The organism is Saccharopolyspora sp. NPDC002376, from assembly GCF_053593195.1.
Genome location: NZ_JBSFBZ010000051.1, coordinates 39,103 through 56,613, shown reverse-complemented (window position 1 = coordinate 56,613; position 17,511 = coordinate 39,103). Strand labels below are relative to the sequence as shown.

The 17,511-nt window shown below is 68.7% G+C and carries 17 protein-coding genes; 7 read left to right on the top strand and 10 right to left on the bottom strand.

Annotated elements, in window-relative coordinates:
- Positions 1-139: 139 nt before the first annotated feature.
- Together ACWCO2_RS27990 and ACWCO2_RS27985 are read left to right on the top strand one after the other, a co-directional pair.
- Entirely contained in the window at positions 140-1,246 is a 1,107-nt protein-coding gene (locus ACWCO2_RS27990; protein WP_450130757.1) for a 2Fe-2S iron-sulfur cluster-binding protein, read from the top strand.
- 95 nt (positions 1,247-1,341) lie between these two features.
- Positions 1,342-2,310 carry a helix-turn-helix transcriptional regulator gene (locus ACWCO2_RS27985; RefSeq protein WP_450130756.1) on the top strand — a complete coding sequence of 323 codons (969 nt, stop codon included), beginning with the start codon at positions 1,342-1,344 and terminating at the stop codon, positions 2,308-2,310.
- Positions 2,311-2,734: 424 nt separating this feature from the next.
- Here ACWCO2_RS27985 and ACWCO2_RS27980 read toward each other — a convergent pair whose 3' ends face one another.
- The 5 genes from ACWCO2_RS27980 to ACWCO2_RS27960 form a co-directional block, all read right to left on the bottom strand.
- Entirely contained in the window at positions 2,735-3,907 is a 1,173-nt protein-coding gene (locus tag ACWCO2_RS27980) for a lipid-transfer protein (RefSeq protein WP_450130755.1), read from the bottom strand.
- Positions 3,904-4,296, bottom strand: a complete 393-nt coding sequence (locus ACWCO2_RS27975) for a MaoC family dehydratase (protein WP_450130754.1) — start codon at positions 4,294-4,296, stop codon at positions 3,904-3,906. The genes ACWCO2_RS27980 and ACWCO2_RS27975 overlap by 4 nt, the downstream gene beginning before the upstream one ends.
- Before the next feature lie 116 nt (positions 4,297-4,412).
- Positions 4,413-5,360, bottom strand: coding sequence for a bifunctional MaoC family dehydratase N-terminal/OB-fold nucleic acid binding domain-containing protein (locus ACWCO2_RS27970; RefSeq protein ID WP_450130753.1), 948 nt, complete (start codon positions 5,358-5,360; stop codon positions 4,413-4,415).
- 12 nt (positions 5,361-5,372) lie between these two features.
- Complete coding sequence (locus ACWCO2_RS27965; protein ID WP_450130752.1) at positions 5,373-6,581, bottom strand: acyl-CoA dehydrogenase family protein; 1,209 nt, start codon at positions 6,579-6,581, stop codon at positions 5,373-5,375.
- A 12-nt stretch (positions 6,582-6,593) separates the two neighbouring features.
- The gene (locus tag ACWCO2_RS27960) at positions 6,594-7,628 is read right to left on the bottom strand and encodes an acyl-CoA dehydrogenase family protein (protein ID WP_450130765.1); all 1,035 of its coding nucleotides are present in this window, start codon (positions 7,626-7,628) and stop codon (positions 6,594-6,596) included.
- Between the two features lie 291 nt (positions 7,629-7,919).
- Here ACWCO2_RS27960 and ACWCO2_RS27955 point away from each other — a divergent pair, with 291 nt between their 5' ends.
- A complete protein-coding gene (locus ACWCO2_RS27955) occupies positions 7,920-8,603 on the top strand; it encodes a class I SAM-dependent methyltransferase (protein WP_450130751.1) in 684 nt (227 codons plus the stop codon).
- Between the two features lie 73 nt (positions 8,604-8,676).
- On the opposite strand, the gene ACWCO2_RS27950 is transcribed toward ACWCO2_RS27955, so the two are convergent.
- From ACWCO2_RS27950 to ACWCO2_RS27940, 3 genes are read right to left on the bottom strand one after another with little or no spacing between them, the layout of a single operon-like run.
- Positions 8,677-9,750 carry a prenyltransferase gene (locus tag ACWCO2_RS27950; protein WP_450130750.1) on the bottom strand — a complete coding sequence of 358 codons (1,074 nt, stop codon included), beginning with the start codon at positions 9,748-9,750 and terminating at the stop codon, positions 8,677-8,679.
- Positions 9,737-10,459 carry a methyltransferase domain-containing protein gene (locus tag ACWCO2_RS27945; RefSeq protein WP_450130764.1) on the bottom strand — a complete coding sequence of 241 codons (723 nt, stop codon included), beginning with the start codon at positions 10,457-10,459 and terminating at the stop codon, positions 9,737-9,739. The genes ACWCO2_RS27950 and ACWCO2_RS27945 overlap by 14 nt, the downstream gene beginning before the upstream one ends.
- A gap of 2 nt (positions 10,460-10,461) precedes the next feature.
- A complete protein-coding gene (locus tag ACWCO2_RS27940) occupies positions 10,462-11,718 on the bottom strand; it encodes a glycosyltransferase family 4 protein (protein ID WP_450130749.1) in 1,257 nt (418 codons plus the stop codon).
- A gap of 163 nt (positions 11,719-11,881) precedes the next feature.
- Between ACWCO2_RS27940 and kstR the strand changes: the two genes are divergently transcribed.
- Entirely contained in the window at positions 11,882-12,490 is a 609-nt protein-coding gene (kstR, locus tag ACWCO2_RS27935; protein ID WP_450130748.1) for a cholesterol catabolism transcriptional regulator KstR, read from the top strand.
- A 44-nt stretch (positions 12,491-12,534) separates the two neighbouring features.
- On the opposite strand, the gene ACWCO2_RS27930 is transcribed toward kstR, so the two are convergent.
- Together ACWCO2_RS27930 and ACWCO2_RS27925 are read right to left on the bottom strand one after the other, a co-directional pair.
- Positions 12,535-13,572 (bottom strand): MBL fold metallo-hydrolase, encoded by a 1,038-nt coding sequence (locus tag ACWCO2_RS27930; protein WP_450130747.1) that lies wholly within the window; start codon positions 13,570-13,572, stop codon positions 12,535-12,537.
- A 164-nt stretch (positions 13,573-13,736) separates the two neighbouring features.
- A complete protein-coding gene (locus ACWCO2_RS27925) occupies positions 13,737-14,633 on the bottom strand; it encodes an SDR family oxidoreductase (RefSeq protein WP_450130763.1) in 897 nt (298 codons plus the stop codon).
- A 136-nt stretch (positions 14,634-14,769) separates the two neighbouring features.
- On the opposite strand from ACWCO2_RS27925, the gene ACWCO2_RS27920 reads away from it, so the two are divergent.
- The 3 genes from ACWCO2_RS27920 to ACWCO2_RS27910 all read left to right on the top strand — a co-directional run bounded on the left by ACWCO2_RS27920 (position 14,770) and on the right by ACWCO2_RS27910 (position 17,501).
- Positions 14,770-15,528, top strand: coding sequence for an enoyl-CoA hydratase family protein (locus ACWCO2_RS27920; RefSeq protein ID WP_450130746.1), 759 nt, complete (start codon positions 14,770-14,772; stop codon positions 15,526-15,528).
- Complete coding sequence (locus ACWCO2_RS27915; RefSeq protein ID WP_450130745.1) at positions 15,528-16,385, top strand: CoA transferase subunit A; 858 nt, start codon at positions 15,528-15,530, stop codon at positions 16,383-16,385. The genes ACWCO2_RS27920 and ACWCO2_RS27915 overlap by 1 nt, the downstream gene beginning before the upstream one ends.
- Positions 16,386-16,760: 375 nt before the next feature.
- Positions 16,761-17,501 (top strand): CoA-transferase subunit beta, encoded by a 741-nt coding sequence (locus tag ACWCO2_RS27910; RefSeq protein ID WP_450130744.1) that lies wholly within the window; start codon positions 16,761-16,763, stop codon positions 17,499-17,501.
- The last annotated feature ends 10 nt before the right edge of the window (positions 17,502-17,511 follow it).

Sequence of the window (17,511 nt, the reverse complement as noted above, 5' to 3'; positions counted from 1 at the left end):
GGGTTGCGCAACAGCTCACCCCTACGTCGTGACCCGACTCAACCGCGCGGAACTCCGGCAGATCATCACCGGCCCGGCCCGCAAGGCATGTTCGAGCACTGCTACGCACTCACGACCCAGACATCTCTAGGAGCCAGTGATGCCTGAGCCTGCTCGGTTGCGGGTTGTCGCGGTCGTCGACGAGACGGACGACAGCCGTTCGCTGGTGTTCGAAGCACCACCGGACTGGTCCTACCGCCCCGGCCAGTTCCTGACCTTGCGGATCCCCAGCGACGAAACCGGCTCGGTCGCGCGCAGCTACTCGCTGTCCAGCTCACCGCACGTGGACGACGCCATGCAGGTGACGGTGAAACGGGCTGGCTACGGGTCGAACTGGTTGTGCGACAACGTGATTGCAGGGTCCGAAGTGGACGTGATGCCACCGGGTGGCGCGTTCGTCCCGGGTTCGCTGGACGAGGACTCGCTGCTGCTGGCCGCCGGCAGCGGCATCACGCCGGTGATGTCCATCGCGAAGTCCGTGCTCGCCGCCGGAACCGGCCGCATCGCGCTGATCTACGCCAACCAGCACCAGGACTCGGTCATCTTCGCCACCGAACTCCGGGACCTGGTCGCCCAACACCCGGACCGCCTGCTCGTCGTGCACTGGCTGGAGTCGGTCCAAGGCCTGCCGACGGCATCGGCGCTGCGCGAGCTGGTCCGGCCGTTCGCCGACCGCGAGTGCTTCGTGTGCGGACCGGGCGGTTTCATGGACACAGCGGAGGAGGCGCTCCGCGAACTCGACGTCCCCCGGTCCCGAACCCACATCGAACGCTTCGTCTCCCTCAAACGAAACCCGTTCGAACGCAAGAAGCGCACCAAACCCGCTCCCAACCCGCCCGCAACCCCCAGCGAGCCGAACCCCACTGCGGATGAGGACATCAATCCACCAGTCGAAACCCATCCCGACCAGGCACAACCCGCCGCCGGATCGGCGAATGCGACGGTCGAGCTCGACCTCGACGGCAAGCACCACAAGCTCAGCTGGCCCCGTCAGAAGCGCCTCCTCGACCTCCTCCTGGACAACGGCGTACCGGCCCCGTTCTCCTGCCGAGAAGGAGCATGCAGCGCCTGCGCCTGCCGAATCGAAAGAGGCGAGGTCAAGATGCTCCAGAACGCAGTCCTGGAACAGGAAGACCTCGACGAGGGCATCATCCTGGCCTGCCAATCCCTCCCCATCACCGACGAAGTCCACATCACCTACGACTGACCGGCACCGTCACCCAGCAACGGATGCCGCTCCCCACGTGCCCCACAAGAACGGCAGGCGAGCCCGCCTTCACCCGTCAACGGGACGATGAGAACATGACGACCTTGCCCGCCCGGCTGCTCCAGTTGTTGTCGCTGCTGCAGAGCAGGCGCGAGTGGTCCGGCACCGAACTCGCCGACCGGCTGGAGGTCACCGGGCGCACTGTGCGGCGCGACATCGACCGCCTGCGCGAGCTCGGCTATCCCGTCTCCTCCACCACCGGAACCGCCGGCGGATACCGGCTGGAGTCGGGGAAGAACCTGCCTCCGCTGCTGCTCGACGACGATGAAGCCGTGGCAGTGGCGGCCGGCCTGCTCACCGCGGCCAGCGGGAGCATCACCAGTATCGAGGAGAGCTCGATCCGCGCGCTGGCCAAGCTGGAGCAGGTGCTCCCGGCTCGCCTGCGCATCCGGGTGGCAGCCGTTTCCGGCGCCACCGCGGCGGTGGTGGTGCACAACGGCCCGCAGGTCGACGCGGCAACGCTGGCCGCCGTCGCCGCGGCCTGCCGGGACCACGAAGTCCTGTCATTCGACTACGTCAAGCGCGATGGCACGGCGCAACCCCGACGGGTGGAACCGCACAGCCTCGTGGCGGTCGTCGGGCTCTGGTACCTGGTCGCCTTCGATCCCGAACGCGACGACTGGCGCACCTTCCGCGCCGACCGCCTGCACAACCCGCTGGCCACCGGACGCCGCTTCGAACCTCGCGAGCTCCCCGCCGAAAGCGCCGCGGACTACCTGCGCAGCTCCATCACCGCCACGCCCTACCGGTACACCGCACAGGTTTCTGTGCAAGCTCCCGCGGAGGTCGTACGTGAACACCTGCACCCGCTGCTACCCAGCCGGGTGATGCTCACCGGTGTCAACAGCTGCACCGTCGAACTGGGCGAGGACTCGCTGCTCCAGATCACCCGCCAGATCGCAGCATTGACCGCCCTCGACGTCGAATTCACCGTCGACACCTCCGACGAGGTGCGAGAACAGCTGCGGTCCAGCCTCCACCGAGGACTCGACGCGCTGACCTGACCCAGTGCCGTTCACCCCCGCGAGTGATCCGCCGGAGAATTCCCCCAAGAGGCCGACCGTTTGCACCTGTTCTCCGACGCGATCTCAGCCGACGTGAAGTCCTGAGAGCACGATGATCAGGAGTGAACCAATGGGTGTCAGCGGCGTACTCCAGGCCGACCTCGCACGATTCCGAACCTGGACCACACCGCCCCAAACCTGCACCACCGTCCTGCGCATGGACGAATGCCCCCAGGGCGGCAACCACGCCCCGATCCCCAAGCAGGGCGGAGGCCTCGTCTGCATCAAATGCGGTCAACCCTGCTGACCCCGGTACCACGGCTCCCCCCGAAACCGCGGTCCGGCGCCGGCGGGGAAACCACAGTTTCAATTGAAACTGTGATCGGCCGTGGGTGGGATTTACAGTTTCAATTGAAACTGTGGATCACGCGGTGGACAGGACCAGGCCGCTGGTGGGGACTCCGGTGCCTGCGGTGACCAGGACGTGGTCGACGTCGGGGACTTGGTTGACCGCTGTGCGCCGGATTTGGCGGACTGCTTCGGCGATGCCGTTCATGCCGTGGATGTAGGCCTCGCCGAGTTGGCCGCCGTGGGTGTTCAGCGGGAGCCGTCCGCCTAGCTCGATCGCGCCGTCGGCGATGAAGTCCTTGGCCTCGCCGCGCCCGCAGAAGCCCAGTTCTTCCAGCTGCACCAGCACGAACGGGGTGAAGTGGTCGTAGAGGATGCCGACCTGGACGTCCTCCGGCCCGATCCCGGACTGCTGCCACAGCTGCCGGGCGACCACGCCTAGTTCCGGCAGCGCGGTGAGGTCCTCGCGGTAGTAGCTGGTCATGGTGAACTGGTCGGTCCCGCTGCCCTGCGCCGCCGCAGCCACCAGCGCGGGCGGGTTCGGCAGGTCGCGCGCCCGTTCCGGGCTGGTCACCACGATCGCGACGCCACCGTCGCTTTCCTGACAGCAGTCCAGCAGCCGCAGCGGTTCGGTGATCCAGCGCGATGCCTGGTGGTCGGCCAGGGTGATCGGCCGCTGGTAGAACCAGGCGTTCGGGTTGGTCGCGGCGTGCTTGCGGTCGGCCACCGCCACCCGGCCGAAGTCCTCGCTGGTCGCGCCGTAGGCGTGCATGTACCGGCGGGCGAACATGGCTACCTGCGCCCCCGGCGTGGCCACCCCCATCGGGTAGGACCAGCTGTTGTCCAGGCCGGTCGAGGTGGGCGTGCCCGCGAGCGCGGTCTGCACCTGCCCGAAGCGGTTCCCGGAGCGCTCGTTGAACGCGCGGTAGCAGACCACTACCTCGGCCATCCCGGTCGCGACCGCCATCGCCGCCTGCTGCACCGTCGCGCACGCCGCGCCGCCGCCGTAGTGGATGCGGCTGAAGAAGCTCAGCTCCGGGACGCCCAGTTCCCGCGCCACCGCGACCTCGGTGTTGGTGTCCATGGTGAAGGTGACCAGACCATCCACATCGGATGGTTCCAGTCCGGCTTCGGCGAGCGCAGCGCGCACCGCCTCGGCAGCCAGCTGCAACTCGCTGCGCCCGGAATCCTTGGAGAACTCCGTGGCACCGATGCCCACGACCGCCGCGCGGCCGGAGAACTCGCTCATCCCGCCACCTCCGGAAGTTCGACCCGAACCGTGCCGCTGACGTGCGTGCCCAGGCTGTTGCGCCCCAGCACCTCCACGACCAGCACCGCACCGTCGCGTTCCAGCACCTGGCCGTGCATGGTCAGCACCTCGTAGGCGTAGCAGGGCACACCGAGCTTGATCGCCACACCGCGCACCAGCGCCTCCGGGCCGGCCCAGTCGGTCACGTAGCGCTGCACCAGGCCGGTCGTGGTGAGGATGTTGATGAAGATGTCCTTCGACCCCTTGGCCACGGCCAGGTCGCGGTCGTGGTGGACATCCTGGAAGTCCCGCGTGGCGATGGCTGTGCTGACCACGAACGTGGGGCTGACCTCGATTTTCTCCTCCGGCAGGGCATCGCCGACCTTCACCGCCTCTCCGCGATTTTCAGTGGTGGTTGCGTTTGGGGTGATCCCGCGTTCTGCGGTTTCTTGTGGCTGGGTTGCGTCACGGTCCCCTGAGGTGCGGTTGGGGAGGGCGGGGCCACTCATGACGCCTCCGTCGGTTCGGGTCGCCAGATGGGTAGCGTTAGTTCTTCGTCTATGCGCTGGAAGTCGACTCTGACTCGCTGGCCGACCGCAACCTCGTCCGGCTCTACGCCGTGAAGTTCGCCCAGCACGCGCACCCCTTCGTCCAGTTCGACCAGCGCGACCACCAGCGGCAGCTCCTTGCCCGGCACCGGTGGGTGGTGGTGCACGACGTAGCTGTAGACCTCGCCGCGTCCTTCGGAGACGAGGTGGATGCGTTTGGTGGCACCGCATTCCGGGCACATCGGCCCCGGTGGGTGCCGCAGCAGACCGCACTGCCCGCAGCGCTGGATGCGCAGTTCTCCGGCCGCGGTGCCTTCCCAGAAGTAGGCAGTGTCGGCGCCGATGGCCGGTCGGATCACGCTGGCGCCGGCTTCTCGTTTCGGCGCCTCGGGTTTCTGTTCTGGTGGGCGGAACTTCAGCACCCGGAACAGCATCTCGGCGACCGGTTCGTCACCGACGAACCAGGTGTTGCGGGTGGTGACGAACCAGCCCTCGCCGAGCGCGGTCGTCTTCGGCCCGACCACGCTGTCCAGCTTGGTCGACACGCTGAGCTGCTCGCCGTGTCGCAGATACCGGTGGTAGGTCTGCTCGCAGTTGGTCGCCACCACGGAGGTGAATCCGGCCTCGTCGAGCTCAGCCATCATCGCGTACAGCGGATCATCCGGATCCCGCTGCGGGTTGAGGCCGCCCATCGTCCACACCTGCACCATCGCCGGCGGGGCGACCAGTCCACCGTGGACGGACTCCGCTGCGTCGGATTCGGAGGTGTAGACCGGGTTCTGGTCGCCGATGGCCTCCACCCAGTTGTTGATCATCGGCAGGTTGACCGGATCACGCGCGGCCCGCGGTGCACTGGGTCCGCGCTCCTGGATCCGGTGAGCGGCGTCGGTGATCGAGCGGGTCATGTTCCCTCCGGCTCAGCGGGGCACTCGGGGCAGGTCGAGCCCGGCGGTGGCGATGAGTTCGCGCTGCACCTCGTTGACCCCGCCACCGAAGGTCAGCACCAGGTTCCGCTTGTACTGCACGTCCAGCCAGGACAGCAGTTCTGCGGTGTCCACATCCGATGGGTCACCGTGCCGGCCGACCACCTCGGCCAGCAGTCGGCCCAGGTCTTGGATGCGCTCGGACGAGAACACCTTGGTCGCCGAAGCATCCGCGATCGCGACCGGACCGTGCGCCGCGGCCGCGGCGACCTGCCAGTTCAGCAGCTCGTTGACCCGCTCCTCCGCCCGCGCCTGCGCCAACGCCCGGCGAACATCGGGCAGGTCGAGCAGCGGTGTCTCGTCCGGAGTGGTTCGGGAGGCGGCCCAGGCGTGCACCCGTTCGCGCAGGCCCGCGATGCGCCCGGCCGGGCCGAGCATGACCCGCTCGTGGTTGAGCTGCGTGGTGATCAGCCGCCAACCCCGGTCCTGCTCCCCCACCAGCATCGATGCAGGCACCCGCACGTCCTGGTAGTAGCTGGCGTTGACGTGGTGCGCACCGTCGCAGGTGATGATCGGCGTCCACGAGTAGCCGGGATCGGTCGTGTCGACGATCAGGATCGAGATGCCCTTGTGCTTGGGCGCGTCCGGATTCGTCCGGCAGGCCAGCCAGATGTAGTCGGCGTCGTGAGCGCCGGTGGTGAAGATCTTCTGGCCGTTGACCAGGAAGCTTCCCCCGCTCTCGGCTTCGCTCGATCGGGCGGTGCCCCCTTCTTCTCGGACTGCAGTGGTGCGCAGCGAGGCGAGGTCGGTGCCGGCGTCCGGTTCGGTGTAGCCGATCGCGAAGTGGATCTCGCCCGCCAGGATCTTGGGCAGGAAGAACTCCTTCTGCTCCGGCGTGCCGTAGGCCTGCAGCGTCGGCCCCACCGTTTGCAGCGTCACCGAGGGCAGCTGCACGTCCGCGCGGGCGGCTTCGTTGGCGAAGATGAGCTGCTCGACGTCGCCGAACCCCCGCCCGCCGTAGTCCATCGGCCAGCCCACGCCGAGCCATCCGTCGCGTCCCATCCGGCGCACGACGTCGCGATGCGCCTGGCAGTGCCGGTCGACGGCCAACTGCTCGCGCTCTTCCGGCGTGACGAGCCCGCTGAAGTAGTCGCGCAGTTCGGCTTCGAGCGCGCGCTGCTCGGCGGTGAGTTCGATGAACATCGACACCTCGTTTCAGGCTTGCGCCGCGAGCGCGTCCAGGCGGTGGTGCGCACCGCCGACGAGCCGGGCCAGGTCCGCGATCAGCGACGAGTAGCGGTGCAACGGGTAGGTGATGTCGAGGCCGAGACCGCCGTGCAGGTGGTGGCAGGTGCGCAGCAGCGCGGGGGCCTCCTCGGCCAGCCACCAGGCGGCGATGTCGAGGTCCTCGGTGGCGTCGAGCCCGGACCCCAGCCGCCAGCACGCGGAGAGCGTGGCGAGGTGCAGGGTGCGGGAGGCGATGTAGGCGTCGGCGATCTGCTGGGCCACGGCTTGGAACGCTGCCAGCGGCTTGCCGAACTGGTGCCGTGTCCGCAGGTGCTCGGCGGTGAGTGCCAGGGCCCCGGCGACCGCGCCGTCGCCGACTGCGCAGATGCCAGCGATCGCGCAGGCGTGCAGATCGGCCAGGGCGGTTGTGCCACCGAGGGGTTCTGCCGGGGCTTCGTCGAACCGGACCGTCCACTCGAATCCCGACGAAGCGCGGGTTCGGTGCAACGTGACGCCCGGCGCCGTCGGATCGACCAGGACCACTGCCGGGCCGTCCGACGTGGTCGCCGAAACCAGGATCCGGTGCGCTCGATCCGCCTGTAGGACACCCGTTTTCGTCCCGGACAGCCTCTGGCCGTCCAACGTGGTCCGAGGCTGGTCAGGCATCGGTGATGACGGCTCGTTGAGGGCTGCGGTCAGCGCCTTGTCGCCGAGCAGCGCCTCCTGCTGCTGCGGAGTGCCGTGCCGGGCGACCGGCAGGATGCCGAAGGCGAGCGTGCTCAACGCAGGCACATCGGCGGCAACCCGACCGACCTCGGTCAGCACGATCGCGGTCTCCAGCACGCCGAGCCCGGCGCCACCCAACCGCTCCGGAACCGCCAAGGACAGCAGACCCGCGTCGTCCAGGGCCTTCCACGCGGCGAAGTCGAAACTCGTTCCATCGCCACTGCAGGACTCGCGCCGCAGCACCCCAGCAGCCAGATCCTGGATGTCCTGCTGCGTTTCCTCGAAAGCGAAGTCCATCATCCCCGCCTCGTCTAGCACCACTAAGTGAAACTTGTTCTAGTGATACCTCTGAACTCACCCAGAAGCAAGCCCTGCACTGCCGCTCGCCCCTGCCAACTCAGGCGCAACGTAGGGCCACCCAGGAGTGGGGGCGGTGCCAATTTCTCGCGAAATTGACCACGTCGGGAGTGACGGCGGACCACTCGTGTGGGCGATGCCGGGGGCAATTCGTAGAACAGCTTCTACCTGAACTGGGGAGTTCAGCAGGTAGTCTCGGGGCGCACGGAAACCCATCGCGAAGGAGCACCAGTGACGCAGGGATCGGCCATCGAACGCCCGCAACACCCACCGATCCCGGACGAGCTTCGCGAGCTCGCCGAGCAGGCCACCGGGTTCATGCCCGCCGACGAGGGCCAAGCCCTCTTCGAAACCGCGCTGGAGCACCTCGGCACCGGGCTCGCGGTGGAGATCGGCACCTACTGCGGCAAGTCCTCGATCTACCTCGGCGCTGCCGCCCAGCACACCGGTGGCAGGGTCGTCACCGTCGACCACCACCGCGGTTCCGAGGAGCACCAGCCCGGTTGGGAGTACCACGACCCGGGCCTGGTCGACCCGCTGGTCGGCAAGCTGGACACGCTGGGCGAGTTCCGGCGCACCATCGCTCAGGCCGGGCTGGAGGACGAGGTCACCGCGATCGTCGGTCGTTCCGGCGACGTCGCCGGGTTCTGGCGCACCCCGCTGTCGCTGCTGTTCATCGACGGCGGGCACACCGACGCGGCGGCCAGCACCGACTACGAGGGCTGGGCGCACTGGGTCTCCCCCGGCGGCGTCCTAGTAATCCACGACGTCTTCCCGAACCCCGAAGACGGCGGCCAAGCCCCCTACCGCATCTACTGCCGAGCCCTGGAAACCGGATCCTTCGAGGAAATCCGGGTCACCGGCTCCCTCCGAGTCCTCCGCCGAACCACCGGAGAACCGGGCTCCCTCCCCTGAGCCGCGACGGGGAGGTTCCCGAATTTCCCTAAAATTGGGAACCTCCCCGTCCCGGTGCACCGAGGAAGCCGGGTCAGGCGCCGGGGACGTTCTCCGGTTCGCAGCAGGCGACGTTCTCCACCGGGAGACCCGAGGGGAGCTTCTCACCTCGGAAGATGCCGTTGCCCGGCGTGGTGCGGGACAAGGCGTCGGCCGCCAGGATCATCGCGCCGGCGGTCCAGGTGGAACGCTCTTCCGGCCAGCGCTTCATGTCGGCGTAGACCAGACCCGTCCAGTACGAACCGTCCGGATCGCGCAGGTGCTGCATCGCTGCCAGCAGCTCGCGCGCGCGGTCGTACTCGTCGACGGCTTCCAGGCTCAGCACCAGTTCGCAGGTCTCCGCACCGGTGACCCACGGGTGGTCGTCCACGCAGCGGATCCCGAGGTCGTCGACCACGAAATCCGACCAGCGCTCGAACAGCCGCTGCCGCCCGGCTTCGCCGCGCAGCGCACCGCCGAGCACCGGGTAGTACCAGTCCATCGAGTAACGGGTCTTCGGCGTGAACGCCTCCGGGTGGTGCCGGACGACGTGGCCGAGCCGTCCGAGCGCCACCTCCCAGCTCGACTGCGGCTGGTCCAGGTGCTCGGCCAGCGCCAGCGCGCACCGCAGGCTGTGGTGGATGCTGGAGCAGCCGGACAGCAGCGCTTCACCGGTCGGGATCCCGGATTCGCCGATCGCCCAGTCGATTTCGCCGCGCTCGCGCTGCGCGGTGAGCACGAAGTCGATCGCGGTACGCACCATCGGCCACATCCGCTCGGCGAACGCGTCATCACCGCTGATCAGCACGTGGTGCCACACGCCGACAGCCGGGTAGGCGCAGAAGTTGGTGTCCGCCCCGGCATCCTCGACGCGGCCGTCGCGGACCTGCAACGGCCACGATCCGTCCGCGCGCTGCGTCGTGCGCAACCACTCGTACGCGCGCTCGGCCTCGGTCAGCAGACCGGTCGCCGACAGCGCCATCGCCGATTCGACGTGGTCCCAAGGGTCCACGTGCCCGCCGACGAACCACGGGATCGCGCCGGAGTCCAGCTGGGTCGCCGCGATGGCCCGCCCGGTCTGCACGGCCTGATCGGCCGAGAGCACGCCGGGGACTTCAGGCCCCAGCACGGGCCGCTCCCGGCTTGCCCAGGTAGACCGCGATGCTCTTGCCCATGACCGGGTCCAGGAGCCGTTCCGCGGTACGGGTCAGCCACGGGCCCTTCATCAGGTCCCACACCAGCATCTTGTGGTAGGCCTTGGGCAGCGGGTGGTCGTTGTTGTCGGTGCCGACCGCGCACTTGATCCACCAGTACGGCGAGTGCAGCGCGTGCGCGTAGTGGTGGAACGCCGGGCGCAGACCTGCGTCGGTGAGCTTGCCGATCAGCTCGTCGGCGCTGTAGATGCGCACGTGCCCGCCCTCGACCTGGTGGTACTCGTCGGAGAGCATCCAGCAGATCTTCTCCGGCCAGGCGCGCGGCACGGTGACCACGACGCGGCCGCCGGGCTTGACCACGCGCACCAGCTCGCGCATGGCCTTCTCGTCCTCGGGGATGTGCTCCATGATCTCCGAGGCGATGACCACGTCGAAGTGCTCGTCGGGGAACGGCAGGGCGAGGGCGTCACCGGAGACGGTCTGCGCGTTGGCGCCGTCGGGAACCTGGTTCTCGGCCTTCATCGCGCCGAACATGGCCGCCACGTTCTCCAGCTCCGCGACGTCCTGGTCGAAGGCGATCACGTCCGCGCCGCGGCGGTAGAGCTCGAAGGCGTGCCGCCCCGCGCCGCAACCCAGGTCCAGCACCCGCTGCCCCGCCTGCACGCCGAGCCTGTCGAAGTCCACCGTCAGCAAAGCGTTGCTCCCTTCCGTGCGCGCGGGGTGCGCGCGATCGCCTCCGCATAGCAGTCGACCGTGGCCGCTGCCACCGACTTCCAGTCGTACTTCGCCAGCACTCGCGCCCGGCCGGCCTCGCCGAGCCGCTGCCGCCGCTCCGGCGAGTCGAGCAGCCGGGTCAGCGCCGTGGCCAGCGCTTCCGCGTCGCCCGGCGGTACGAGGTCGGCGCACTCTCCGTCGGCGCCGGCGACTTCCGGGATCGCCCCGGCGCGGCTGGCCACCAGCGGCGTCGCACAGGCCATCGCCTCCACCGTGGGCAGCGAGAAGCCCTCGTACAGCGACGGGACGCTGGCGACCTCGGCGGATCCGAGCAGTCCGGCGAGCTCGGCGTCGCTGATGCCGCTCACGGTCCGCACGATGTCGCTGATGGCCAGTTCGTCGATGAGCTGCTCGGTGGGTCCGCCAGGGATGGGCTTGGCGACCAGAACGAGTTCCACCTGGCGCTCGGTGCGCAGCTTGGCGACGGCTTCCAGCAGCGTGCCGATGCCCTTCATCGGGGTGTCCGCGCTGGCCATCGCCACGATGCGGCCCGGAACGCGCGGTGCGGTCGGCGGCTTGAATACGTCGGCGTCGACGCCGAGCGGAACCACCTGGAGCTGCTGCGGGGAAACGCCGAAGTCGCGCCGGATGTCGGTGGCCGATGATTCCGAAACGGTCAGCAGGTGCGGAATCCGGCGCGCCACCCGGGCCTGCATGCGGGTGAAGCCGTACCAGCGGCGCAGCCCGACGCGGCGCCAGCCGGTGGCGTTGGCGAGGTCGACCCTGCGGTCGTGGGTGATCGGGTGGTGCACGGTCGCGACCAGCGGAATTCCCGCGCGCTGCAGGCCCAACAACCCGTAACCGAGGCACTGGTTGTCGTGCACCACGTCGAACTCGTGGGCGCGGGCGCGCAGCAGTTTGGCCGCACGCAGGCTGAAGGTCAGCGGTTCGGGGAAACCAGCCGTCCACATCGCGCCGACCTCGAGCAGGTCGATGCCGTCCCGCAGCTCGCGCCAGTTCGGGGTGCGGAACGGGTCGGCGTCGTTGTAGAGGTCGAGGCTGTCCACCGCGGTCAGGTCCACGCCCGGATCCAGCTCGGGGTAGGGCTGCCCGGAGAACACCTCGACGTGGTGCCCGAGCTCAGCGAGCCCCCTGCTGAGGTGCCGGACGTAGACGCCCTGCCCGCCGCAGTGCGGCTTGCTCCGGTAGGACAGCAACGCGATCCGCACGGCTCACCTCACACAGCCCGCGGCGGGCGGACTAGGTAGACTGGAACATGTTCTGATCGAACCACGTCGATCACCTTAACCCGTGAGGGTGGTGGGACGACTGGCCGCGTGGCGACGAACACGCGGGTTTCGACAACCAGACTTCGAGGGGGACCCACGCGGCATGGAAAGCACCTCGCGAAACGTCCTGCAGGCGCTGCGGGATGACGAGTCCGGCTCCACAGCTCAGCACGAACGCCGCAAGCGGATCATCGACGCCACCATCGCGCTGGCCACCAAGGGCGGCTACGACGCGGTGCAGATGCGGACGGTGGCGGAGAAGGCCGACGTCGCCCTGGGCACGCTCTACCGCTACTTCCCGTCCAAGGTCCACCTGCTGGTCACCGGCCTGGCCAGGGAGTTCGAGCGCGCTCAGGACAAGCTGGACCGGACCAAGATCCCCGGGACGACGGCCTACGAGCGGGTCATGTTCGTGCTCAACCGCACCACCCGCTCGCTGCAGCGCAACCCGCAGCTGACCGAGGCGATGACCCGCGCGTTCATGTTCGCCGACACCTCCGCAGCGGCTGAAGTGGACACGGTCGCCGCGCTCGTCGAGCGCTTCTTCACCAACGCCATGACCGAAGGCGAGCCGACCGAGGAGGAGAAGGCGATCGCCCGGGTGATAGGCGATGTCTGGCTGTCCAACCTGGTCGCCTGGGTGACCCGACGGGCCTCCGCCTCCGACGTCTCCAATCGCCTCGAACTCACCGTCCGCCTGCTGTTGGCCTGATCCGGCACCTTCGAGCAACTCGGTTGCCCGAAGGTGCCTTCACCTCACTTGGTCAGCGTGTACTCGAGGATGCCGTCCTCGTGGGTGGTGACGGTGAGGATGCCTCGGGTGACCAGGACGTCGAGGTGGGCGTTGGTCTCGCCGACGGCCAAGACCTGGTTGAACAGGTCCATGTCCACGAAGTTGCGGTTGCGGCGGGTCCAGCCGAGCTTGAGGGCCGCTTCGTAGGACGTGCCCGCGCCGTCGCGGATCGTGTTGGCCGTCTGTTCCAGGCGTTCTTCGTGGTGCTGCAGGAGTTCGGTGATCCTGCCGTGCGAGCTGCCGCCGACCGGTCCATGCGCGGGCAGCAGCCGCATGTCCGGGTAGGACTGCATCAGGCGCAGCGAGTCCATGTAGTCGCGCAGCGGGAGTTCGGGCCGCGCCGGTTCGACGCCGATGGACGGCGTGATGTGCGGCAGGATGTGGTCGCCGGAGAACAGCAGCGACGACGCCGAGTCCAGGAACACCACGTGCCCGGCCGTGTGCCCGGGCGTCGGCACCGCGAGCAGCGTGCGGGACTTCAGCGGCACCTCGACCTTGCCGTCCAGCCATTCGTCCGGAAGCTCATAAGGGCTGCGGTTTTCCGGCGCTTTCCCACCATAAGCCTCGGCGAGCTTGGTCAGCAGATCCCCGGCGCCCCAACGCCGCAGCCGCTCCGCTTCGACCTCCTGGTAACCGGTCAGGATCGCGTCCAGGGACGGCTGTTCGCCCGCGCCGAGGCTGATCTGCGAACCGAAGGTGCGGCGCAGCGCCACCGCGAGGGTGTAGTGGTCGCGATGCACGTGGGTGACCAGGAAGCGCCGGATGTCCTCGAAGCCGTACCCGATCTCGCCCAGCGCCGATTCGAGCTGGCCGCGCGCTTCGTCCAGCGCCCAGCCGGAGTCGATGAGCACCAGCCCGTCCTCGTCCTCGATGGCGTAGACGTTGACGGCGCGCAGGCCGTCGTTGGGCAGCGGCAGCGGAATCCGGTGCACTCCCGGAGCCACCTCGAACACCCCGGGCTCGATCCAGGCGTGCCTGGCTTCCACCGCACCGTCGTTCACCGCTGACCTCCAGCCGCTCGAAATGCCCTTCCGCGAAGCCTAACCCGGAAGTCGGCGGCACTGCGGACCTTTCCGGCGGTTCAGACCCGTGAGCGCTTTGGGCTGATACAGCAACCCAAAGTGCTCACGGAAGACCACCTGCGGAAACATCCACAGCAGACCGTTCACGCGCCGTAGACCGGAGCCGGTTCGGGCGCTTCGGCGATCAGTTCGCGGACTGCCGAGCCGATTTCCTCCGACTGCCAGCGACGTCCCGCATCGCGGGACGGTCCGCGGCCCCAGCCGGTCGCCACGGTCAGCTCGCCACCCTGGATCTCGAACACCCGGCCCGTCACGTCGCCGGATTCCGCGCTGCCCAGCCAGGCCACCAGTGGGGAGACGTTCTCCGGTGCCATGCCGTCGAATCCGTCCTCCGGCCGGGCCATCATGTCGGCGAACACGTCCTCGGTCATCCGGGTCCGCGCCGACGGAGCGATGGCGTTGACGGTCACCCCGTAGCGGGCGAGTTCGGCCGCGGTGTTGATGGTGAGCGCGGCGATTCCGGCCTTGGCCGCGGCGTAGTTGGTCTGCCCGATGCTGCCGAGCAGCCCCGCGCCCGACGTGGTGTTGATGACCCGGGCCTGCACCTGCTCCCCGGCCTTCGACCGATCGCGCCAGTGCTGGGCGGCGTGGCGCAGTGTGGCGGCGTGGCCCTTGAGGTGGACCCGGATCACCTGGTCCCACTCGGCTTCGGAGAGGTTGACGAACATCCGGTCGCGGACCACGCCGGCGTTGTTCACCAGCACGTCCAGCCGGCCGAAGCGCTCCACCGCGAAGGCCACCAGCTCCTGTGCCTGCTCCCAGCCGGACACGTCGGCGCCGTGCACCTCGGCCTGCCCGCCCATCGCGCGAATCTCCGCCACGACCTGTTGGGCCGGCTGCTCGTCGCCGCCGCTGCCGTCGAGCTTGACCCCGATGTCGTTGACCACGACGTGCGCGCCCTGCCGGGCGAACTCCAGCGCGTGCGCCCGCCCGAGTCCGCGTCCCGCACCGGTGATGATGACGACCCTGCCTGCGCAGATCACCTGCTGCCTCCTGTCCACATCAGACGCTCCGGGCCGAGGCGCTGAACCCGGCGCACTTCGGTGCTGGCGGGTTGTCCTCGGATGTTGCTACGGTAACAACCCAACCAAACAAGTGCTAGGTTTGGCAGGTGTCATGGGCACGCACATCGAACGCCGATCCAGCGGGATCGTGGTCCTGACGGTCGACCACCCCCCGGTGAACGCACTACCGGTGCAGGGCTGGCACGAACTCGCCGAAGCCCTCAACACCGCCGGTGCCGATCCGCAGACCCGCGCCGTGGTGCTGCAAGCCGCTGGACGCGGCTTCAACGCCGGCGTGGACATCAAGGAAATCGCCGCCGATCCCGGTCACACCAAGCTCGTCGAGGTCAACAACGGGTGCTACGCGGCGTTCAAGGCCGTCTACGAATGCCCGGTTCCGGTGATCAGCGCGGTGCACGGGTTCTGCCTGGGCGGCGGGATCGGGCTGGTCGGCAATTCCGACATCATCATCGCCTCCGAGGACGCCACCTTCGGCCTGCCCGAGGTGGACCGCGGTGCGCTCGGCGCAGCAACCCACCTGTCCCGGCTGGTGCCGCAGCACATGATGCGCGCGATGTTCTACACCGGCCGCTCCGTGACCGCGCAGCAGTTGCTGCACTTCGGCTCGGTGTGGCAGGTGGTGCCGCGCGACGAGCTGTCCGCCGCAGCGGAGGCGCTGGCCGAGGAGATCGCGGCCAAGGATCCGCTGGTGGTCCGCAAGGCCAAGGAATCGCTCAACGGCATCGATCCGGTCGATGTCAACCGCAGCTACCGGTTCGAGCAGGGCTTCACCTTCGAGCTCAACCTGACCGGGGTCAGCGACCGGGCCCGCGCCGATTTCGTCCACAACGGACAGACGAAGGAGTCGTAGTGCAGGACAAGGTGCTCACCGCCGACGAGGTGGCCGCCGAACTGACCGACGGCATGACCGTCGGCATCGGCGGCTGGGGCTCGCGCCGCAAACCGATGGCCCTGGTCCGCGCGATCCTGCGGTCCCCGGTGCGGGAGCTGACGCTGGTCTCCTACGGCGGCCCGGACGTCGGGCTGCTCTGCGCCGCGGGCAAGGTCCGCAAGCTGGTGCACGGATTCGTCTCGCTGGACTCCATCCCGCTCGACCCGCACTTCCGCGCCGCCCGGCAGGCCGGCCAGCTGGAGGTGGCCGAGTACGACGAGGGCATGGTGCTCGCGGGTCTGCGCGCCGCGGCCGCGCGAATGCCGTTCCTGCCGACGCGCGCGGGCCTGGGTTCGGACGTGATGGCGCTGAACCCCGAGCTGCGCACGGTGACCTCGCCGTACGCCGACGGCGAGGAACTGGTGGCGATGCCCGCGCTGAAGCTGGATGTCGCACTGGTGCACCTCAACCGGGCGGACCGCTTCGGCAATGCCCAGTACCTCGGTCCGGACCCGTACTTCGACGACCTGATGTGCGCGGCGGCGCAGCGCAGCTACGTCAGCTGCGAGGAGATCGTGCCGACCGAGCGCCTGCTGGAGAACGGTCCGCCGCAGACCTTGCTGCTCAACCGCACACTCACCGACGGCGTGGTGGAAACCCCCAACGGCGCGCACTTCACCAGCTGCGCACCGGACTACGGCCGCGACGAAGCGTTCCAGCGGCACTACGCGGCCAGTGCGAAACCCGAGGCGTGGGAGGCGTTTAGCGCCCAGTTCCTCGACGGTGACGAGCAGAGCTACCAGAAAGCCGTAGCCGCCTTCCACGCCCAGTCGTGACCCGTTGCGGTGGTCAGTTTTGCCTAAAACTGACCGCCCCAGCGGCACCGGACGAGGTGCCAGTTTTAGGCAAAACTGACGCCCCCACCAGTCCTGACCCAGTCGAGGGGATACCGGCTTGAGTTTCCTTCCCACGGCTAAAGCCGGGGAAAGCCCTTCCGCCTTGCGGCGGAAGCTTCCTGCTTCGTCGCCGGTTGCCTCCCCGGTTAAGGCGGGGGACGCAGGAAGCGCCCGGAGGTCTTACACCCGCTCCACAGGCCACGTCCCACACCCCGTGGGAACACCCTGTAAGGGCTTGATCAGTTTAGCTCGCGAAAGGAGGTGGGGTGGCTCCTCCCCACAGCTGAAGCCGGGGGTCTGCGCCACCTACACAAGATGATCACCAGAGCTGAAGTGTGCGCCGTGGCCTGCGCCGACACCTGGCGGGACGCCGGGACCGCGCTGTCCTCGCCGTTCGGGACGATCCCGTCGATCGGCGCCCGGCTGGCCCGCCTGACCACCGCACCGGACCTGCTGCTCACCGACGGCGAGGCGATGCTGCTGTCGGAAACGACCGCACTGGGCGAGGAATCCACCAGCCCCGTGGAGGGCTGGATGCCCTACGGCCGGGTGCTCGACATGCTCGCCGGCGGAAAGCGGCGGGTCATGATGGGCGCCTCCCAGGTGGACCGCTACGGCAACCAGAACATCTCGCGCATCGGCCCCTGGGACCGCCCGAAGGTCCAGCTGATCGGCGTGCGCGGAGCACCCGGGAACTCGGTCAACCACACCACGAACTACTGGGTCGCCAAGCACAACCCGCGCGTGTTCGTGGAGTCGGTCGACCTGGTCGCCGGCGTCGGGCACGACCGGGCGCGGGAGATCGGCGCGCCGTTCCACGACGTGCAGGTGGTGGTGACCGACCTGGCAGTGCTGGACTTCACCGGCCCGGACGGCAGCATGCGCCTGCGCTCGGTGCACCCGGGCGTCGAGGTCGCCGAGGTGCAGAAGCAGACCGGGTTCGAGCTCGCGGTGGACGACGTGGCCGAAACCAGGTCGCCGACCGACGAGGAGCTGGCGCTGATCCGCGAGATCATCGATCCGCGGAACCTGCGCGACCAGGAGGTTCCGGCGTGATCGAGCAGGT